Raw genomic sequence first — 20312 nt, 5'->3', positions numbered from 1 at the left:
TCCTCCTAAACGAGCAGCATGTCGGTTAATGAAGCACCGGCCGGGACCATGGGATACACGTTCTCTTCCGGATCTACACGGACATCGATGATGGTCGGCTTTCCGTTGGAGAAAGCTTCCTTGAGCACCGGTTCGAGGTCTTTTTCTTCAGTAATCCTGTACCCGGCAGCTCCGTATGCTTCGGCAAGTTTAACGAAGTCCGGCTGGGCATCCATGCAGGTTTCACAGTAGTTGCGATTGTAAAAAAGCTCCTGCCACTGGCGGACCATTCCGAGATAGCCGTTATTCAAGATAACAATTTTTACGGGAAGGTTGTTGCAGACAGCAGTCATCATTTCCTGAATATTCATCTGAATAGAACCGTCACCGGCAATATTCACCACAAGTTTGTCGGGGAAGGCCATCTGAGCACCGATAGCTGCAGGAAAACCGAAGCCCATGGTACCGAGACCACCTGATGAGAGGAAAGATTTGGAACGTTTAAACTTATAGAACTGAGCAGCCCACATCTGGTTCTGGCCTACTTCAGTAGCGACAATGGCTTCGCCGTTACTGATTTCGTAGACTTTCTCCACAACTCGTTGGGGCTTGATGTATTCGGTGTCGCCCTTATTATATCGCAGGGGATGAGTTTCTGACCATTCCTGAACCTGCCTGACCCATACAGCGTGGGCAACTTCCCAGTCCACGGAATCAAGGTTCGGTTCCATTTCACTCTTTAATGCAGACAGTGCGCTTTTACAGTCAGCGACCAGAGGCACGTGTACGGCTACGTTCTTCTGAATTGAGGTGGGGTCAATATCGATGTGAACAAGAGTGGCTTTGGGGGCAAAAGTGCTGACCTTACCGGTAACACGGTCATCGAACCTCGCCCCGATTGCCAGGACGAGGTCCGCGTTATTTATTGCCATGTTTGCGGCATAGGTGCCGTGCATTCCCAACATCCCCAGCCAAAGGGGATCATCTCCGGGAAAGGCGCCCAGCCCCATAAGGGTAGCGGTCACCGGAATGTTCAGACTCTGGGCGAGCCATGTTAATTCATCCTCAGCTCCAGAGCTGATAACCCCTCCGCCTGCATAAATCAAGGGTCTTTCTGCACCTTCGATTAATTTAGCGACTTTTTTAATCTGCCGCGCATGCGGTTTCAGATTGGGGTTGTAGCTTCGCAGCGACACATCTTCAGGCCATTCGAACTTGAATTTCTGCTGCATAATGTCCTTGGGCAAGTCGACCAGAACCGGCCCGGGACGTCCGGTACGGGCCAGATAGAAGGCCTGTCGGACAGTGTAGGCAAGATCTTTGATGTCCTTAACCAAGTAGTTATGCTTTGTGCAGGGTCGGGTGATTCCTACGATATCCACTTCCTGAAACGCATCGTTTCCGATCAATGGTGTGGGAACCTGCCCGGTGAAAATAACCACCGGGATCGAATCCATATACGCCGTTGCTATGCCGGTAACAGTGTTGGTCGCTCCGGGACCTGATGTCACGAGGCAGACTCCTACATCGCCGGTGGCGCGTGCATAGCCGTCCGCAGCATGGATTGCACCCTGTTCATGCCTTACAAGTATGTGCTTAAACGGATAATTGGGCAATTCGTCGTATATATCAATTACGGCTCCTCCAGGGAATCCGAATACGACGTCCACACCCTCCTTTTTCAGACATTCAAGAAATATCTGAGCTCCGGTGAGCTCCATGGCTACCCTCCCTTATTTATGCTTGTCGAGCAAAGCTTGCAGCTTTGTCTTTCCAGCGAGTTTTTTCTTTTTGAGTTCTTTGACCTCCTGAGTTTCAGTGTCACTCAGGTAGGACTTAGCTTCCATTTTATCGATGAGTTTCTTGAATTCGTTGTGCTGATTCCATAGAGCGTGAATCTCGCTATCCTGGCCCACTAGCTGCTCGATCAGTTCAATTTCTCTCTGTTCCATTTGAAACTCCTTTTTGCAATGGTTTGCAACTCAGGCGCTGGCAGGGATTATCCCAGCCCAGCGCGGTTCAACATCGGACTCCACCAGTAAAACCTTTTTACGGTTGGAATGCCCTGATGCAATGGAAATATTTCGCTTTTTAAGACCCAGACGGGTCGCGACAAATGCGGCAAGAGCCTTGTTGGCTTTGTTATCAACAGCGGGCGCGTTTATGCGCACACGAACGCTGTCCTGATACTCCCCGGTAATACCCTCATTTTTGGCGCCGGGTTGCACCCACACAGAGACCCTCCACGAACCGTGTCCGCAGGGCCTGATGTAAGATGGGAGTTCAGCTATAACTTCGCTCACTTGGCCTTCTTAAAGAATTTAAGTTTGGATTCGATGGCTTCGACTTTCTCAACTTCGGGATCACCTATCTCCAAAGTCTTGAGATGGGACTCAAGAAGAGCTTTCAACTCGACCTCAAAACGGGTTCTCTGCCGTTTCAATTCGTTGATATCCTCGTGAATCTGGGCAAGCCGGTTATGAGCCTGCTGCAAAATCACCTCAGCCCTTGAGTGGGCTTCATTGATGATAAGCTCGGCTTCTTTCCTTGCGGTAGCCTTAAGGTCATCCACCATCTTCTGGGTGGTCATCAGGGTATCGCGCAGTGTTTCTTCACGCTGGCGAAACTCAGTGATAGTGCTCTCACGACGGGAAACCATCTTCTGGAGCTGCTTTTTCTCGTCGGCAGAAGCCCCCAGAACCTCCGCGAGTTCGACCATAAGCTGGTCTACTTCACTCTTGGAGTATCCGAACAGCGACTTCGAGAATTTTTTATTAAGTAAGTCTATTTTTGAAAGACTCATGCCCACCTCCGGCATCTACATGCCATAAGCGAGTCTGGTGAGGTTGCCCACCAGAGCAATGTCGAGCATCTGGATGGCCAGAAGCACAACAATGGGTGAAAGATCAAAACCACCAATATTTACAAAGGGGAGATACTGCCGAACCTTGGCGAAAACAGGCTCAGTCACGCTACGTAAAAATCTGACAATCGGATTGTAGGGATCAGGATTGACCCAAGTAATCAGGGCGGAAATAATAACCACCCACATATAGAGATTAAGTACGAGCGAAAGGACCTTCGCCACGGCAAGAATCACGTAATCCATTTAACATACTCCTAACGGGCTGGACCGGAAGCGGCGGCTTCCGATCTTGACTATAAATTGGCACAGCAGGATTCAAGAATCAACTGTTTTTCCAAATTTAACTGAATTCTATTAAATATAAGAACATAGATCACAAAGAGCACACAGAAAAATCAAGCCCTGACAGCTCATTCATGTTCCTTCATACTAATTTAAATAAACTTTTGCTGACCGCAACCGCAACTGGACCAGACATCATTCCGGGCCTTTTCCAGCAGATTACATAAAGTCCAATAACTGTTCACATGCAAACGGGCATTAAGTGTAGGACTGCGATAAGCCCAGAATTCAACTCCGGCACGTTCTGCACAGCTCTCATCCACCCATGTATCACCGATATAAACCACTTCTTCAGGCTTCATCTTCCATTTATTAAGAATGTAATGAACGCCTTCAGGATGAGGCTTAGTGTTAGGCAGGGTCTGCGAAGTAACCATTGGCGCAAAGAAGCCCTCAATATCAAACATTTGCAAAACCAACGGAAGAGTATCAGTACGGTTTGTATTGATCCCCATACGGATATTATTGGTTCTCAGCCACTCAAGCAGACGGATAAGCCCTTCTTCTACTTTAATATAACTAATACCCTCCCTAAGTGAGGGATCAGAGCTGAAAACAAAGGCTTCTTCATGGAATTCTTCAGGCAGGATATGCTTCAAGGCTGCGGCATGAGTCAAAGCATGGACGGCTTTTTCTTCTTCGGCATCCATAAGATCAAGTCCAAACTTTTCCTTGAACTTGTTGTAGTACCACTTATTGGATTCAAAAGAATTGATCAAGACCCCGTCACAATCAAAAATCACACCCTTTATCTCTTTAACCACCTCAGGAGGAGTTACTGCACTGATATGTATGGATTCCATAGGATTTCTCCCTAAACTTCTTTCACTTTAAGAACTACGGTAAATTCCCGGGCAAGCCATGGTTTGTCTTCGGGCAATCCGGAAAGGTCCAGCAACTTCCACGCCTTTTCGCGGAGCACCAAAGCTTTCTCCTCCAACAGTCCTTCCTTTTCATAAAATTCAATATCAAGATCCTTCCAAAGAGAGACCGCATCAACATCTCCGGTTACCAAAACTGAATTTTCAGGCAACAGCAAGGCAAAACCTTCCAGCACCTTCTTCCACGGCAACTGAACGTCCCCGCCGCCCAGACCGGGCAAATTAGCCATAAGTCCCCCGAGAGCCATAGCCTTGCGGTCATCCTCGTTATCCACGTCCAAGCCGAGACTTTCACCAAATCCGGCCCATTTCTCACTCAATTTTTGTTCAAGGGACCCAAGTTCTAGATTCTTTTCTTCATAGGCATAACAAAGAGCCAGAACTACCTGATTCTGGATGCGTGCTTCTTCATCACTTTTATCCTCAACCTCAGGAGAGATACGGGAATTCAGCTCGTTCTGGATAGCGCTGGTTCTTTCACCGAACTGATCTCTATCGCTGGGCTGCGGGTTGGCAATAAACTTGAGCATATCGCCAAGGCTTTCACCGTAGCTGATGAAATCATCAACCATACGGCGGCAGGTCTGAGGTTCAACAGGCAGATTTTCAGGGCGGTAGACAAGCACATCCCCGTTAGCTTCCCTGTCAATACCCGGATCAAAAATCAAGGCACCCTCAACCTTTTCCCCCACCAACTCTTCATGCATTTGCGGAAAATATATCAGCACGGTAGAACTCCTTTTAGACCCAATTATTCTCTGAAATTTTATTTCTTATGCGGTTCGAAACGGCTGCAAACGCCCTCACATTCAGGCTGCTCAAAAAGACAAACTTCTTCATGCAGCGCTGCGCAGAAGGGAAAGCCCTCTTCGTCTCGCGGAACCATCTTGCGACACACAACTGTGGATTTCAAGTGTTCTTCTATTCTTTGTTCCCAAAGGTCACGAAAGGCCTGCTCGTCCAAATGAAAATTATCGGCCTGCAAAAGGAGTTTATCATACTTCCCTTCCAGATCCTTAAGAACCCGGCACCGCCATTCACGATTATACCCGGGATTAAGCATCTCTTCGTAAAGACACCTTCCATTTAGATAGAACCGGCACATACGGCCCGGCATCTTGGTTACCTTAGCCAAAAAACATCCCTCCGGGACAACACGGCCAGCGGCCTGAAACTGTTAAACATTCAACGTTTGAAGTATGTACGCATTGCGGCTTTGTAAAGATCAAAAAACATAAATTTTTCCGTGTCGTTCCGAGATAAGAAGTCATTCTTGACCAAAGAGCGAGGCACGTGTAAAAGTTCACTACCGTCTAGCATTGGAGGATAAAAATGTTCGGTTTAGGAATAACAGAAATTCTTTTAATTTTGGGTATTATCATCCTGATTTTCGGAGCTAAAAAACTTCCCGAAGTGGGTAGCGGTCTTGGCCGTGCAATTCAGAATTTTAAAAAGGCAAGCAGCGAATCTGAAGAAATTGACGTAACACCGTCAAAAGATAAGAACAAAGACGCTTAGTCTTTGCTGCCAGCTTGATTTATTTTGCAGGCCCCGCCTGCAACACCCCGGTTTGCTCTGCGAGCCGGGGTTTTATTTTATCCCGTTATCAAGAGCCTCAGCAAACATACCCAGCCCGCGCCTAAGATATATCGCTCCGGAAATAAAAGTAAAAACAGCAGTAATAATCTCTACTTCAGGATGCAGGAACCCCACATCCAATCCGAAAGCAAGTCCGGTCAAGACACTGAAAACGACCAAAAGTTGCAACGCTGTAGTTATTTTGCTGGACCAAAGAGGCTGAATCCTCTTTTCCACTTCTACACCGTAAAATTTCAGCAGGAAAAGTCCCCCGACAATGATCAGGTCACGGGAGACAGCAAGTACGGTCAGCCAGACAGGGACAAATTCTTGAGCAGAAAGGCAGATAAAGGAAGTTACCAGCAGAATTTTATCAGCCAGGGGATCAATCATGGCCCCGAATTCAGTGCGCTGTTTCATGACCCGAGCCAGAAAACCGTCCAGCCCATCTGAAATCCCGGCCACCATGAACAGCAGCCAAGCAGCAAGAAAATTGCCGTCAAGGTAAGTAATAACAAACCCCGGAGTAAGCAATATCCTGAAAATAGTGATCAGATTGGGTATGGTCCAGATTTTTCGGCTCTGCACGATCCTTCCTTTTTATTTTGCCTCCTCGAGTCCCTCCAGACTGAAAGTAAGCCCGCGGGGAGGCAGGTAGTCGTTTAAATACCCTCGCAGCACCCACTGGTCGGAAACTTCAAGGGACCAGCTTGCAGAAACAGCGGTGGGCTGCATTTCAACATCAAGTAACTCCACTTCCTGAACTGCGGAATCCCATGACTTAAGCTTACGCCCGAATTCACGTACTCCTTCTGGATTAAACCAGCCGCTGACAACCAGAACAGCCTTGGGATTCATGAGGGCTTCAATGTTTTCAGAACCGTAATACTTACCCCAGAGTTCACGCCAGACCCTTTCCATGCTGCTTCCGGAAGCAAACCATTTTCCACCGGAAGACTGCAGGTCACCGGTCCAACGATTCTTGGATGCATGCCGCACGGAAAGGACCGAGGCAGTCTTATTACTGTCAGCCACAGTCGCATTGCTCAGCCCGTAAAGAACAATCAACTCATTGATCTTCTCATTCTGTTCCAGCTGCCCCTCTTCATTGAGAGTAAATTTTTCATTGGAAACATCAATCTGAACAGGAACTACGGAAGATGAAAAGAGACCCATTTTTTTCATCGCAGCACGCAAAGACTTACGGTTAACACTAACGTCAATAGAAACGGAAACTCCGTCTTCGCTCATTTTAACGTTCATATCCTTATAGCCGTTGATGTACTCTTCATAATAACTGCCGAAAGCCTTCTTGACCGCCTCTGTCCTTTCTGCGGACAAGGTTCCGGGAAGCATGCGTGAAGCTTCGGCAAACAGAGCTTGAGCAAAAGCTTCAGTGACTGCTTCCTGACGCAGAACCCGCTGGGAAACTTCCTTTTCAGGATCAACAGGCTTGAAAATCTGAACTTTAACTGCGTAAGCAGGCAGAGCAGAAAACAGCAGCACCGCAACGCAGGCTGTCAAAACAAACGGCTTTATCTTATCTGAAAAATTCAACTTATCGCTCCGGTAATTTATCGCTGTTGATTCTGTTCTGCAGGATGTGCATCAAGAGATTCTTCCTGAATCTCACTATCATCAGTAACCGCACTAGCATCCTGCGGCAGTTCTTCATCTGCAGAATCTACGGATTCATCTTTTTTAACAGCCCCGGAAGGCTTATCTACAAGAATAACAACTGAACAATTCTCGCTCACAATCTTACGCTTAAGCACAGCTCTAACCTTAACCGCATCATCAAGTGAAAGAATCAGATTACTCCTTGAAGCCCCGTGGGTATTCACAGCCTTAACTTTCAAAGGAAAATTTCCAATCCGAGAACGCAAATTTTCAGATTTATCATCAGTCATATAAGTAACAATACCACGCTTGAGCACAGTCTCCCTGCTGACCGCAAAAGGACCGTACACCCCCACTCCCCGGCCGTCATAAATAAGGGGAAGCAGTACCGGATTACAATCAAGGCCCCGGGCATCGACTAAAATGCCACTGTAAACGGAGCTGTCAATATAACCGTTTTCTTCGCTTTCCAGAGCTTGCAATTCAGCTCCAGTCTCACCGCGATCACCGGAAATGGTCGGTGGAATACCGGTCTGAAAAGAAATGGTCGGTGGAATAATAATAGAGGAAAGGCCGTTACGCAGGTTGAGGGAAGAAGTTACGACCACTATCCCGTTTGCATCAACCGCCGTATCAAGCAATGAATTCTGCACGTAACCGCGTAGAGAATTCAAAGACTTAAGATCATCCTTGATAATGGAAGAGACCTTGCGGCGGCTGTCCAGCGGCAAAGAAAGAACCATATCCAGCAGCCCCTTGCGTGACTCTACCCCACCCTGCCGCACGGCGAGAGCCTTGCTGCGTACAGGATCAATACTGCCCGGCAGCAACTTGATAGACGAAGAAGCGGAAAGAAATCCACTTCCCCAGTTAATAAGGGTTCCGTCGTATTTCTCGATCAAACCGCCATAACCGTCACCGTTGTCTGCAGCTTGCCCCTGAGCACAAGCAAAAGAAGCTGTAAACAACAGGACAAATAAAACAAGAAAAGTATATATTTTCATTGGTTTTCCACCATTATAATTTCAAATACGCACACTTCTCCAATCTATCCCAAAACAAAACTAACAAAAGGTTTTGGGATTCTTAAACCCTTTTGCAAAAGGGTTTAAGCCGCCGGAGGCAAAAAACTCTTAAAAGTTCTTACCCTTCCCGGACTCAATCCGCAAGCCACTGCTCTACAAATTTAACAGCCTTGTCATGATCGTGAGGCGCAAACCAGTGAATATCCTTCTCGCGTTTGAACCAAGTCAGCTGCCGCTTGGCATAGGCACGAGTATTCTTGGCCCATAACCGGATGGTCTCATCCATGTCGATTTCGCCCTTGATGTAACGCATCAACTCAATGCAACCGATCCCGGTCCAACCGGGCGCATTTTCATCTGGGCACTTTTCCCATGCCTTACGGGCCTCTTCCACTGCCCCGGCCTCAAGCATATTTTCAATGCGCAACTTAAGCAGCGGGGTCAATTCATCAAGATCGACCTTAATGCCGATCTTCAAAAAATTATAAGGAGAAGGCGGTACTTCACGATTATGCCACCAAGTAAAATTCTTGCCGGTGGCCTCATAAACTTCAAGAGCACGGGCATTTCGCTGGCGGTTGTTGGGATGGGTGCGCTCGCAATACTCCGGATCAACCTTTTCCAGTTCGGCATAAATAGCCGGACCGCCCTCTTCTTCTGCACGCTTGCGAATACGTTCCCGAATTTCGTCCGGAATGTCCGGAATAGGCGCAAGACCGGAAATCAAGCTTTGCAGATACATGCCCGTTCCACCGACCAATACCGGAAGCTCTCCAGCTCCGGAAGCATCAATGCGCTCCTTGGCGAGATCAACAAAACCCGATGCGTTAATGGTTTCAGTGGTCGGCAGGAATCCGTAAAGTTCATGCGGACAAACGGCCATTTCATCCGGGCTGGGCTGGGCGGTAATTACCGGAAAATCAGTATAAACCTGCCGGGAATCAAAATTGATTACCCGCACCGGGAATTTCCGGGCCATACCGAGAGAAGTGGCTGTCTTCCCGGCCCCTGTGGGACCGAGAATACAAACAACTGGTCTGCGCTTTTCCATCATCTATTTTCCGGAAACAAGCCTTTCGATGACTTCATCATAAATCTGACGCGGCACAAGACCTTTAATATCCCCGCCGTTCACAGCCACATCCTTAATGATTGTAGAACTGAGATACATCCACTTGTAGTCGGTCATCAAGAAGACGGTCTGGATATCATTATCCAGACGACGGTTCATAAGTGCCATCTGAAATTCGTACTCAAAATCGGAAACCGCACGCAATCCACGCATGATAACATTGGCCGGACTTTGCTCCACATAATGTACCAGCAAACCGTCAAACGAATCGACCTCCACCTGCGGATGGTGTTCGAAAATGCGTTTTGCCATGTCCACCCGCTCCTCAAGAGAAAACTTTGTATTCTTGGAGGTGCTGCCCGCTACGGCGACGATGACTTTATGAAATGTCTTGATCCCACGCATGACCAATGAAAAATGACCACGGGTGAAAGGGTCAAAAGTTCCGGGGAATACTGCTGTTACTGGCCTTACTTCTGCCATAATAAAATCCTTGTTTGACCATAGAGTTTGTTTACCAGCAAATCGAGGCGCCCCACATGTTCAGATTCAGGTGGTTCGACTTTATCCTCAACTTCCGCCAGCACAAACCCGTCCTCGGAAAGCCAGCCGCTTTCAAGGGCCGCATCAAGGGCCTTGGGCAGCAGGTCATATCCGTAAGGAGGGTCGATAAAAATAAGATCGTAAGGTTTATCCGGGGCTTTTCCGAGTACTTTGAACAGGTCGGTCTTAAAGACCTTGTACTCCTTGGGCGAAGCTCCCAAATCCTTAAGATTGGTACTAATCAAGTTCGCGGCACGTCCGTTTTTCTCCACAAAAAGAGCGAACTCCGCACCACGGCTCAAGGCCTCAATGGCAAGGCTGCCGCTCCCGGCGAACATATCCGCAACACGCAGACCGTCCCACTCCACGCCCCTTGATTCGAGCATGGAAAAAATAGCCTGCCGAACCTTGGAGGTTGCCGGACGGTATCCGGGGCCGCTGGCGGTTTTGATTACCCGCCCGCCGTATTTGCCGCTAATAAGTCTCATATCTACAATTCCGAAATAAGTTCCACAACCTGACGATTGATTTCAAGCAGCCTGTCCCGCAGCTCGGTCTGGCTGAGGAAGGACTGAGCCTGCACTTTATCGAGCCTGCTTCTGAATTCAGTAAAAAGTTTTTCAGAGTCCTTGAGCAGAAAATCCCAGTCAATTCCCGGCTTGGCAGACATCCCCTTGGCTACAGGCTGTATTTCTCCGCCGGGCACAAGCATGAGTTCTTCCCGGTAATCAGCAATATGCACCTTGTAACCAAGTTCCTGCTTGATCAGACCGGCCAGCACTTTCTGCCCTTTCGGCTCGCCGTGGGTCAATATGACTTTCATAGCCGGACTGTCAAAGTTTTTCAGCCAATCAAGCATCTCATCCTGACCGGCGTGACCGGAAAAACCGTTAATAGTGAAGATTCTCGCCTCCACAGCCAGTTTTTCTCCGAAAATGGTGATGCTGTCAGCGCCGTTTACCAACTTGCGGCCCGGAGTACCCACACCCTGATAACCTACAAATACCACACTGGAATCTTTTCGCCAGATATTATGACGCAGGTGATGCTTGATACGCCCAGCGTTGGCCATGCCGCTTGCAGAAATAATAATGGCCGGACCTTTAGTATTGTTGATGGCCTGCGATTCTTCCGTGGTCAGGGTAAATTTAAGGTTTGGCAAAGAAAGGGGATCATCGCCGTTATGCATCAACTCTTTAGTATCAAGATCAAAAAATTCCGGATGGTTTTTAAAAATCTCGGTGGCTCTGATGGCAAGAGGACTGTCCAGATAGACAGGCATGTCAGCTGGAAGCTTGCCGTCTTTGTAAAGCAGATGCAAGGTGTAGATAAGCTGCTGGGAACGTTCCACAGCGAATGCCGGAATAACTACCTTGCCGCCACGTTCGTAACTCCATTTAATAGCTTCAGCCAATTCCCCAAGACTGTTGGAGGAGTCCTTGTGATTGCGATCCCCGTAGGTTGATTCCATAAGCAGGTAATCAGCCTTTTCGATAATACTGGGGTTACGGACGATAAGCTGGTCCTTGTGTCCAAGGTCACCGGAAAAAACAATCTTGGTAGTCTCCCCGCCTTCCTTGATCCACAACTCAATAAATGCGGAACCGAGAATATGTCCTGCATCCTTAAAGTTTACAGTCACATCTTCAGCGGGGTCGAAACTGGCTCCATACTGCACTGTGCGCATGAGCGGTACGGTCTTCAGCGCATCGTCCTGCTGATAGATAGGAGAAATGGGGGACATTCCCTTGCGCAACCTTTTACGGTTGGTCCACTCGGTTTCCATTTCCTGAATGTAGGCACTATCGAGCAGCATAATATCAAGCAGATCGCGGGTCGGAGTGGTCATGTAGATGGGACCTTTAAATCCGGCCCGCACCGCAGCAGGAAGCAATCCGGTATGATCAATATGAGCATGTGTAATCAGGATAAAATCAAGATTCTTCGGATCGTAATCCGCAATACCCCGGTTACGTTTTTCAATTTCAGCGTTACCCTGGTGAAGACCGCAATCAACAGCGAATCTGGTATTTTCGGTCTCAATGATATAACAGGAACCGGTGACAGTTTTAGCAGCACCCATAAAAGTAATCTTCATTTTTCCTCCCGAATCCAAACTTGAATCTATTACGACTAGGCTTGTTTTTCTTTTTTTGATAATTCGAATGCACTGTTACATGCACCATTAATCAAATTCAGGCAACAGCGGAGCAATTAGAAAATGCAGCAGCACAACCAGAAAAAAGCATACCTTTATGGACTTTCAGCCGTTCTCATTTGGTCTACAGTTGCCTCGGCATTCAAAATAGCCCTAGGCTACATGGACCCGCTGCAACTACTCTTCTATGCGGTTATTTTCTCCACCTTCTCCCTTTTCTTAATTTTGAAGATACAGAATAAAACCGCGCAGATAAAGTGCATGAGTATAAAAGAGTTACTCAAAAACGGCCTCCCCGGACTGATCAATCCATTCCTGTATTATATAGTACTGTTTAAGGCCTACGACCTGCTCCCCGCACAGGAAGCCCAGCCGCTCAATTACACATGGGCAATCACTCTTTCACTGCTTTCCATCCCCCTGCTGGGCCAAAAAATGACCATGCGCGAACTGCTGGCAATCCTGACCAGCTACTTGGGTGTGGTGGTAATTTCCACCCACGGCAATCTGCTAAATATTCAATTCAGTAATGGTTACGGGGTATTTCTAGCCTTGTTCAGCACTATACTCTGGTCGCTATACTGGATCATGAACACAAAAAGTAAATCCGACCCGCTGGTGGGGCTGTTTTTAAACTTCTGTTTCGGACTGCCGCTGGTAGCCGGAGCCATGCTTATCTTCTCCGGTCCGCCGCCGTTCAATGCCCCGGCAATACTTTCGGCTGCATATGTGGGTTTCTTTGAAATGGGGATAACTTTCGCTCTCTGGCTGAATGCCTTGAAATTGACTGAAAAGGCATCACGGGTGAGCAACCTTATTTTCCTGTCACCATTCCTGTCGCTGATCCTGATCCACTTTATTCTTGGTGAGGAAATTCTGCCTTCAACGCTAATGGGACTTCTGTTTATTGTGGGTGGAAATGTGATCCAGCAATTGGGAAAGAAGAGTTAAACTATAAAAATACAAAAGGACCGGGCTGGAGGTGTCCCGGTCCTTTTTGTACTTAAAGGAGTGATGATGAGGAATGAAGACTATATGTATATTCGGGCACTTGTTGAAGAAAGTGCAGGGGAACAATTTCTTCGCCCGTCTTGTATTTCCATTTAGCATCTAGCGTGCCAAAAAAGCTATTCCTTTATTTACAGCAACTTAAACAAAATAAACTTTTTCACTTACTCACCCTGCACATTTTCTTGCACATATTTTTTGCACATATGTGCAATGCACAAGTTCACAAACTGCACATCCATTCAGTCTTCTACTCAATGTTAAGTTTAAGGATTGACGACAGAACGGTTAAAAACGCGCAACCCACTGTACATAACTGTTTTTTCGTATTATGTTATTACTAGTGGTAAACGAAGAAACATTGAATCAAAACTCAATATACCATAGACACCACTTAGAAGATAAGGAGGAAATTATGCATACACGCCTATCAGATGTGTACCTGAACCATGAAATCAATGAAAAGATCGAAGAAGCCTGCCAGAATCTTGGAATCAGCAAGAGCATGTTTTTAAATGTCCTGCTGCAGGAACTGTTCAGCAAGGCCGAACCTGAAGATCTGTTTTACAACCGCGTGAGGCTCTGCAACGACAACGACATCGCAACAAAAACAACAAAGCAGATTTCACAGTAACCCAATTGCAATCACGCAGGCCGCACACAATAACAACCTCAACAACTTGCGGCTATTGAAACAAGGGAAGGCGCAAAAATCAGGAACTGACTGACAAGCTGACCTGACTTTTGCGCCCATGTTTCTTCATAAATCCCACCGCAGGGAATTTACCACGCAGCATATTAATGCTGCTTTTTTTATGCCTATCTATTTCTGCCCAAACTCACGCCCCTTAATTATGCTCTCCATGACATATGTCATGTTTGACAATAATTCCCCTACAAAATATACGGTTATTCCAATTCCCTTATTTTTTTAATTATCCTAAACTGGAGAAAAAAAATGCGTTCAATATCTTTAGGAGTGATTCTCGTCATGCTTTCACTGGTATCCGCTGTTCCGGGCTTTGCAACCGAAAAACTCAGCGGCGATGTAATCATGTTCCACGCCGGCAGCCTTTCCGTTCCCCTTGCTAAGATGGAAAAGGAATTCGAAGCCATGCATCCCGGCGTTGACATCAAACGCGAGGCCGGTGGTTCCACCAAAATGGCACGTATGATCTCTGAAGTGGGCAAACCTGCTGATATCATGGCTTCCGCAGACTACGTTGTCATCGACAAAAACCTGATTCCCAAGTTTGCAGATTTCAACATCCGCTTTGCAACCAACCAGCTTGTTCTCTGTTACACAGACCAGTCCAAATACGCATCTGAGATCAATTCCGACAACTGGTATGAAATCATCCAGAAGCCCGGCGTTGTCTGGGGTCACTCAGATCCCAACCTTGATCCCTGCGGCTACCGCAGCGTGATGGTTATGCAGCTGGCTGAAAAATTTTACGGCAAAGAAGGCCTCTTTGATAAACTCATCAAACAGCGCAAGAAAGAATGGGTCCGCCCCAAATCAGTTGAACTGATCTCACTGCTCAAAACAGGAAACATGGACTACGCTTGGGAATACCTCTCCGTGGCAGTACAGCACGGCCTGAAATACATTACCCTTGATAAACACATCAATCTTTCCGACTACAAATACAACAACTTCTACAAACAGGCGAAAGTAACTGTAAGCGGCAATAAACCCGGCACCACCATTGAACGTGTTGGAAAATCAATCACTTACGGTATCACCAAGCTTAAGGACGCCCCCAACAAAGCTGCAGCCACTGCTTTCATGGCTTACATGCTCTCCCCTGAAGGCGGCCTGAAAATCCTGAAAGAAATGGGCCAGCCTCCTTTTGTTCCTGCCATTGTCCCTGATGAAGCCATGGTTAAGAACATGCCCGCTGAACTGCAGAAACTTGTAAAAGTAAATAAATAATCCGACCAAAAATGAAAGCCGGGGAGATCCCCGGCTTTCATTAATTCCCGCCTATGAAAAAATTCCACAAGACTTCAGTCAGCTCAGTTCTTTCCACCATTCTGGTCCTAGGCTTCATTCTGGTTCCGTTAAGCCAGTTGATATTAGGCTCAAGCGTAAATGAACTTCTTGAAACCATCATGGACCCGGATGTTCGCGCAGCCATCAGTCGCAGCATGCTTTGTTCCGGTATGGCGGCACTCATATCTTTTACCATCGGCACTCCTTTCGCCTTCATGCTGGCCCGCAAGGATTTCAAAGGCAAAGCACTGGTGGAATCCATCATAGACATGCCGATTATGATTCCGCATCCGGTAATCGGTATTGCACTGCTGTCCATTGCCGGACGAAATCACTGGATAGGGCAGATGCTTCTGGATGCCGGAATCCGCATTATGGGTACAAATACAGGCATTGTAGCTGTTCTGGTCTTTGTTGGGTTACCTTTTTATCTCAATGCCGCACGGGACGGATTTGAAGCTGTTCCCGAGAGACTCGAAAAAGCAGCCCGAACCTTAGGGGCTTCACCTACACAGACATTTCTGCGGGTTACCTTGCCGCTGGCTTGGCGTTCATTACTGACCGGGATGATCATGTGCATGGCCCGCGCGCTGAGTGAATTCGGCGCAGTTGTTATCGTTGCCTACCATCCCATGATCGCACCAGTGCTGATGTACGAACGGTTCACCGCCTACGGGCTTTCCTATTCACGTCCTGTGGCTATCTGGCTGATTTTTCTATCATTGGTGCTGTTTGCTGCACTGCGACTTCTTTCACGCGGACTGGGGAGCAGAGAATCATGATCAAAATTGAAAAGCTCAACGTTAAACTGCCTAAATTTTCTCTGCAGGACATCAGCCTTCACATCCCGGAAGGGGATTTCTTCACCCTGCTCGGACCTACAGGTTCCGGTAAATCTGTGCTGCTGGAGACAATTGCCGGACTGGTTCCGGTATCATCCGGCTCCATAAAAATTTCCGGCAGTGAAATTACCTATCTGCCTCCTGAAAAACGGGGACTGTCCATTGTTTATCAGGATTACGCACTATTCCCGCACCGTAACGTGCTGGAAAACATAACCTTCGGCGCGAAATATAAAGGTATCAGCGCAGACAGCGCAATGCGCAAAGCAGAAGAACTTGCCGAAAAGCTGAATATTTCCCACCTGCTGGCCCGAACCCCTCGTCACCTTTCAGGCGGAGAGCGTCAACGCGCTGCCATTGCCCGCGCCCTGCTGGTGGACCCGGCAGTGCTGCTACTTGATGAGCCGCTTTCCGCTTTGGACCCGGCTTTCCGTCAGGAAGTTCAAGACCTGCTTAAAAACCTTCATCGCGAAACCGGAATAACCTTTGTCATGGTCACCCACGACTTTGACGAAGCACTCTATCTTTCCACCAATGGAGCCATCATCAGAAACGGTAAGCTGATCCGCAAAGGTAAAATCAGGGATATTTTCAACTCTCCGGGTTCTGAGTTCGTGGCCGGATTCGTTGGTATGTCCAACATCTACCCCTGCACACCCATGACTGATTACGTAAAGTTTAGCGACCTGAACCTGACTTACACCAAAAAAAGATCAGGTTCGGAAACAAGATTGGCCTTCCGTCCTGAAGAAGTGTTGCTGGGCAGTGAGATTGGAAAACACAACGGGCAGAACAGCTTTTACGCCACAGTCAAAGGCATAACAGCCGGAGGCTTCCATGCCCGGGTAACTCTTGATTACGACGGCATGGAAATCTATGCCCTTGTTCCGAGGAAAATGATTGGAAATGGCGAGTTGGAACCGGGACTGCCCATCAAAGTAGCTGTTCCGGAGCAAAGCCTGCACCTGTTTTAATTACGAGAACGCAAACCTGCGGCCAACGACCTTATATTATTGATATTAAGCAGCAAATATGAAATCAAAAGGACCGCAACGGACAACTCTCTATTCACACCATAGCTGTATAAAATCATATAAGTACCAACTATAAACAACTGTAAAAAAACAAAGAATTTCTGTTTGCTGTCCAGCCAACTGATTCCGAAAGAATTACGGCATTGAAAATAGCGAAGCAGGTTAATCAATACATTGGAAAAGCAGAAAGCCAAACCGGCACCGCTCACCCCTAGGCTGTTGTAAAGCAGCACACAGAGCCCCGCATTGAGAATCAATCCTGCAACCGTGTTGAAGACCTCAAGCCTTGATTTACCGGAAAGAATCAGCAGGTATCCCACCGGTCCAGTGTAGCAATTGCAGATCTGTCCGAGTAGCATCCAAAGCAGACAACTTGTCCCGGCAGTGTATTGCGCCCCGAAAAAGTTCATGATGACATCTGCATAAACAGCCACCCCGGCCAGCAGGATGAATGAGAACAAAGTCAATGCATGGGTGGCCTCGCGGTACATGGAGCAAAGAGCTTCATTATCTTCACGAGCGTAAACAGCAGAAATCTGCGGAGCATAAACGCTGTTGAATGTGTAAAGCAGTATGGAAATGCTCACCGCAACTTTCATGGCAGCCACAAAGAGAGCGGAATCAACCACCGCGCCCACAGCGCCGAGGATAAGTGTATTTATCCAGATCAATGAAGTCTGAGAAAATGCGACAATCAAAAGTGGAATGGAATAAACAACAATTTCCCGGACACTTACGGAACTGTGCAGCCGCAGGGAGAAATGTAAACCGTAATCCCCGCGCGTACTAAAAAAAGAATATAAGAACGATACCGCATAAAGAGCGGTGACTGCGGAAAGAAAACAAAGGACATCAAAATCGATAACAAAGGCCGAAGCAGACAAAAGCAACATGCCCAGCGGAATTATGAGATTTTCCACCACCGTGATTCCAGACATATCGCCAAGGCTCTGGCGGACCATTATGTTGGTTCTGGTCAGGCTCCAAAAAAAAATAATGGGGGAAGCATAAAAAATATACGCCCATTTTGACACATTTTTAAAAACCAAACCGGCAACAGGTTCAGCATAGAACATAACCGCGCCAGAAAGCAGTAACGCAAAGCCCCCAACAATCAACTGTGAAATGGTCCACATAGCAGAAAGATTGGATTCATGCTGTTCCCTGACCTGTGGAATATAGCGTAAACACGCGTTACCGAGTCCCAGCTGAGCAAAATTGGCACAAAGAAAAGCAAAAGTGTAGCCGATAAAAAAAAGACCGGTTCCGTAAGCACCGAACTTCATAGCCAGCACCCATGCCAGCAGCAAGCCGCCTATCCCCTTCACTCCCTTGGCTGTGAAGACAAGAATCAGCTTCTTCAAATTGGAGTGTTCACTGCTCAAACCGCTTTTCCCTCAGCTTGCGAAGAAGACTCCGCTCTATAAAAGTATAATAAAAAACATTACGCAGTTTCAGCCAGAGCCAGTGCCCCCCCTGTCCGACAATTACGCGCACACTGTCCATAAACGGCACATTTCCGGATGCACATAATTTATAGCCACTCTGCAAAAGCTCCTGTGCACAGATCAATTCATACAGTTGAATCTGGGCAGGACTAAGCCGCTCTTTCCATTTCTCTGCAATGGCGCGATCCGGGGCCTTTCCGACATTCTGATGCAGATGCTTTTGCCTGTTTCCGATCAGCTGGGAATAATCCTGCTGGGAAGCAACAACTTTTTTACCTTCCGGGCTGACACCAAATTCGTCAAGTATGCGAACAACTTCTCGCTCCGGTGCGGCAAGCAGGTCTTCGAAACGTAACCGGATTACCGACTCTCCTGCCACCCTTTGTATCATATTCTTCCAATCAAAGGCGGCTTGGAATACATTGTTGGACATCTTCATTCCGGTCAGGGAGACCATGTCCAATTTTGAATTAAACACTGCCCTGCCGTCACGAAGCAGAAAAACAAACCGAGCGTCGCTATATATGGTTTTCAATTTGGCCATGTGGAAATCATGCCTTGCACCTTTGATGACCAAAACTTCAGGCAGCCTTTCCCCGCGAACCTCAAGATACTCTTTGAAAACAGCATCAAACACGGCGCGGTAGCTCAAATCCCCCAACCCAGTCAATCGACTACGCAATTGTTCACGGTCAACATTCCATTCCACAAAACGAGGTTCGGAATAAAGAAGCTCCAGCACCCCGTCAACAGTCAGTAATTTTTCATCCCGATAATTTTCAAGAACTAGTGAGATAAAATGACTTTCCTGCCCAACCACAACCCCGGCATACTGATTCAGCAGCGAGGAAAGCAAAGTCGAACCGGAGCGGCTATCATAAAGAATAAATGCATGAATCATAATCTGCTCACCTTGAGCGTTGAAAAATCAATTCTATATCTTCCGCTGCGGGACTCGACTTTAACATTATCTCCGCCAACAGAACTGTCGAACAGTGACGGATCGGAGCATCCATCAGGAGTACGCCCCACTGCCGTATACATGACAGAAGGGTCTGAGGTCTTGCGCTCCGCCTGAAAAAGCATACCTGAACGGGGAATCTTCTTACCCATAAACCACAAGAGTCCTGTGTATTTTCTAAACGAAGTACTGAAATCCTGACCATAGAAATTGAGACTGTAACCGCTATCCAGCTCTAAGCAGACTTTACCAACTCCGGCATCGCTGACCAAACGGCCCTTACGGTATACATGCATTGGGTAAAGGATACTGGTATTACCTGCCGGAATTATCCGGTCACGCACAAAAATATCTTCACCGTTGATGACCACAATTGCCCGCTTCCAAGATTTCGGACGCACAGAAGCAGGATAGTATCCTGCCAGCTCAACTTCAACACCTTGGTACCCATCTCCGCTCACAAAGCGGGGCTTAGGAGTGGAACCTTTACCTTTCTTATAGTCATAAAGCTGAAAAACAGCCGTACCTTCACCAAGTTGTCCGATCTTATCAAAAACCGGAATGTTATGATTAATAGAAAGCTTCTTAAGCAAGAAACCGTCATCATTAACCAACGAACGCTTACCAAGCCACATCCCGAAATGCCCTGCATCAGGATGGATATGCGAACCGGGGAAAATGCCCTTGGACAAAGCATGAAATCCCTGTGGTGGACCGCACTTGAAAAAGACAAGTGAAGCATCATCTTCCCACGAGGAACGGGTCAGCAGAATTCCGAGATTTTCAAACCATGCATCAAGCGGAAGATTCTGCGGTTCCTGTGGCTCTATCTGCTTATCGTACCAGATATAATCCTGCCATAGCACGGTGCTCATGAGCCTTTTACGCTCAATCTCAGCTGCCAGCCACTGGGCATGCCTGTCTTTAAAAATCTGGGCAAGACAACGCAGGATTGCTCC

Annotated in this window: 23 protein-coding genes; 6 read left to right on the top strand and 17 right to left on the bottom strand. The window is 47.4% G+C overall.

Translation table 11 applies throughout. The features are described 5' to 3' along the window. Window positions 1-5: 5 nt before the first annotated feature. The 8 genes from ilvB to ACKU40_RS03720 form a co-directional block, all read right to left on the bottom strand. Window positions 6-1700: a biosynthetic-type acetolactate synthase large subunit gene (gene ilvB / locus ACKU40_RS03755; protein WP_320175190.1), complete on the bottom strand. Its 1695-nt coding sequence runs from the start codon at window positions 1698-1700 to the stop codon at window positions 6-8. Between the two features lie 12 nt (window positions 1701-1712). Next, on the bottom strand, window positions 1713-1931 hold the full coding sequence (locus ACKU40_RS03750) for a DUF465 domain-containing protein (RefSeq protein ID WP_320175189.1): 219 nt from the start codon (window positions 1929-1931) through the stop codon (window positions 1713-1715). A 30-nt stretch (window positions 1932-1961) separates the two neighbouring features. Beyond that, window positions 1962-2282 (bottom strand): DUF167 domain-containing protein, encoded by a 321-nt coding sequence (locus tag ACKU40_RS03745; RefSeq protein WP_320175188.1) that lies wholly within the window; start codon window positions 2280-2282, stop codon window positions 1962-1964. Continuing rightward, window positions 2279-2782, bottom strand: coding sequence for a DivIVA domain-containing protein (locus ACKU40_RS03740; protein WP_320175187.1), 504 nt, complete (start codon window positions 2780-2782; stop codon window positions 2279-2281). The genes ACKU40_RS03745 and ACKU40_RS03740 overlap by 4 nt, the downstream gene beginning before the upstream one ends. Window positions 2783-2797: 15 nt before the next feature. Continuing rightward, entirely contained in the window at window positions 2798-3088 is a 291-nt protein-coding gene (locus tag ACKU40_RS03735) for a YggT family protein (RefSeq protein WP_015852274.1), read from the bottom strand. Between the two features lie 191 nt (window positions 3089-3279). Next, entirely contained in the window at window positions 3280-3990 is a 711-nt protein-coding gene (locus ACKU40_RS03730; RefSeq protein WP_320175186.1) for an HAD family hydrolase, read from the bottom strand. A gap of 11 nt (window positions 3991-4001) precedes the next feature. Then, entirely contained in the window at window positions 4002-4796 is a 795-nt protein-coding gene (locus tag ACKU40_RS03725; protein WP_320175185.1) for a hypothetical protein, read from the bottom strand. Between the two features lie 38 nt (window positions 4797-4834). Continuing rightward, the gene (locus tag ACKU40_RS03720; protein WP_320175184.1) at window positions 4835-5203 is read right to left on the bottom strand and encodes a hypothetical protein; all 369 of its coding nucleotides are present in this window, start codon (window positions 5201-5203) and stop codon (window positions 4835-4837) included. Window positions 5204-5400: 197 nt separating this feature from the next. Between ACKU40_RS03720 and ACKU40_RS03715 the strand changes: the two genes are divergently transcribed. Then, a complete protein-coding gene (locus ACKU40_RS03715) occupies window positions 5401-5586 on the top strand; it encodes a twin-arginine translocase TatA/TatE family subunit (protein ID WP_015852278.1) in 186 nt (61 codons plus the stop codon). Window positions 5587-5658: 72 nt separating this feature from the next. Here the strand turns inward: ACKU40_RS03715 and ACKU40_RS03710 are convergent, their stop codons facing one another. The 7 genes from ACKU40_RS03710 to ACKU40_RS03680 all read right to left on the bottom strand — a co-directional run bounded on the left by ACKU40_RS03710 (window position 5659) and on the right by ACKU40_RS03680 (window position 12004). Continuing rightward, window positions 5659-6234: a CDP-alcohol phosphatidyltransferase family protein gene (locus tag ACKU40_RS03710; protein ID WP_320175183.1), complete on the bottom strand. Its 576-nt coding sequence runs from the start codon at window positions 6232-6234 to the stop codon at window positions 5659-5661. Window positions 6235-6246: 12 nt separating this feature from the next. Continuing rightward, complete coding sequence (locus tag ACKU40_RS03705; RefSeq protein ID WP_320175182.1) at window positions 6247-7203, bottom strand: hypothetical protein; 957 nt, start codon at window positions 7201-7203, stop codon at window positions 6247-6249. A gap of 17 nt (window positions 7204-7220) precedes the next feature. Then, window positions 7221-8270: a hypothetical protein gene (locus tag ACKU40_RS03700; protein WP_320175181.1), complete on the bottom strand. Its 1050-nt coding sequence runs from the start codon at window positions 8268-8270 to the stop codon at window positions 7221-7223. Window positions 8271-8424: 154 nt separating this feature from the next. Continuing rightward, window positions 8425-9345: a tRNA (adenosine(37)-N6)-dimethylallyltransferase MiaA gene (miaA, locus tag ACKU40_RS03695; protein ID WP_320175180.1), complete on the bottom strand. Its 921-nt coding sequence runs from the start codon at window positions 9343-9345 to the stop codon at window positions 8425-8427. Next, window positions 9346-9846, bottom strand: coding sequence for a pantetheine-phosphate adenylyltransferase (gene coaD / locus ACKU40_RS03690; protein ID WP_320175179.1), 501 nt, complete (start codon window positions 9844-9846; stop codon window positions 9346-9348). Next, the gene (gene rsmD / locus ACKU40_RS03685; RefSeq protein ID WP_320175178.1) at window positions 9834-10394 is read right to left on the bottom strand and encodes a 16S rRNA (guanine(966)-N(2))-methyltransferase RsmD; all 561 of its coding nucleotides are present in this window, start codon (window positions 10392-10394) and stop codon (window positions 9834-9836) included. Before rsmD ends, coaD begins: the two co-directional genes overlap by 13 nt. Window positions 10395-10396: 2 nt before the next feature. Then, on the bottom strand, window positions 10397-12004 hold the full coding sequence (locus tag ACKU40_RS03680; RefSeq protein WP_320175177.1) for an MBL fold metallo-hydrolase: 1608 nt from the start codon (window positions 12002-12004) through the stop codon (window positions 10397-10399). A 123-nt stretch (window positions 12005-12127) separates the two neighbouring features. On the opposite strand from ACKU40_RS03680, the gene ACKU40_RS03675 reads away from it, so the two are divergent. The 5 genes from ACKU40_RS03675 (at window position 12128) to ACKU40_RS03655 (ending at window position 16884) form a co-directional block, all read left to right on the top strand. Beyond that, on the top strand, window positions 12128-13015 hold the full coding sequence (locus ACKU40_RS03675) for a DMT family transporter (RefSeq protein ID WP_320175176.1): 888 nt from the start codon (window positions 12128-12130) through the stop codon (window positions 13013-13015). 472 nt (window positions 13016-13487) lie between these two features. Continuing rightward, on the top strand, window positions 13488-13706 hold the full coding sequence (locus ACKU40_RS03670) for a hypothetical protein (protein ID WP_320175175.1): 219 nt from the start codon (window positions 13488-13490) through the stop codon (window positions 13704-13706). 324 nt (window positions 13707-14030) lie between these two features. Then, window positions 14031-15008, top strand: a complete 978-nt coding sequence (wtpA, locus tag ACKU40_RS03665; RefSeq protein WP_320175174.1) for a tungstate ABC transporter substrate-binding protein WtpA — start codon at window positions 14031-14033, stop codon at window positions 15006-15008. Window positions 15009-15061: 53 nt separating this feature from the next. Continuing rightward, complete coding sequence (locus tag ACKU40_RS03660) at window positions 15062-15850, top strand: ABC transporter permease (RefSeq protein WP_320175173.1); 789 nt, start codon at window positions 15062-15064, stop codon at window positions 15848-15850. After that, window positions 15847-16884, top strand: coding sequence for an ATP-binding cassette domain-containing protein (locus ACKU40_RS03655; protein WP_320175172.1), 1038 nt, complete (start codon window positions 15847-15849; stop codon window positions 16882-16884). Before ACKU40_RS03660 ends, ACKU40_RS03655 begins: the two co-directional genes overlap by 4 nt. On the opposite strand, the gene ACKU40_RS03650 is transcribed toward ACKU40_RS03655, so the two are convergent. Further along, the gene (locus tag ACKU40_RS03650) at window positions 16881-18329 is read right to left on the bottom strand and encodes a polysaccharide biosynthesis C-terminal domain-containing protein (RefSeq protein ID WP_320175171.1); all 1449 of its coding nucleotides are present in this window, start codon (window positions 18327-18329) and stop codon (window positions 16881-16883) included. The genes ACKU40_RS03655 and ACKU40_RS03650 overlap by 4 nt on opposite strands. Next, window positions 18319-19293, bottom strand: coding sequence for a sulfotransferase (locus tag ACKU40_RS03645; RefSeq protein WP_320175170.1), 975 nt, complete (start codon window positions 19291-19293; stop codon window positions 18319-18321). The genes ACKU40_RS03650 and ACKU40_RS03645 overlap by 11 nt, the downstream gene beginning before the upstream one ends. Window positions 19294-20312 lie beyond the last annotated feature (1019 nt).

It is taken from the genome of Maridesulfovibrio sp., assembly GCF_963666665.1.
Classification (GTDB): domain Bacteria; phylum Desulfobacterota; class Desulfovibrionia; order Desulfovibrionales; family Desulfovibrionaceae; genus Maridesulfovibrio.
This window is presented reverse-complemented; position numbering and strand designations above follow the sequence as displayed.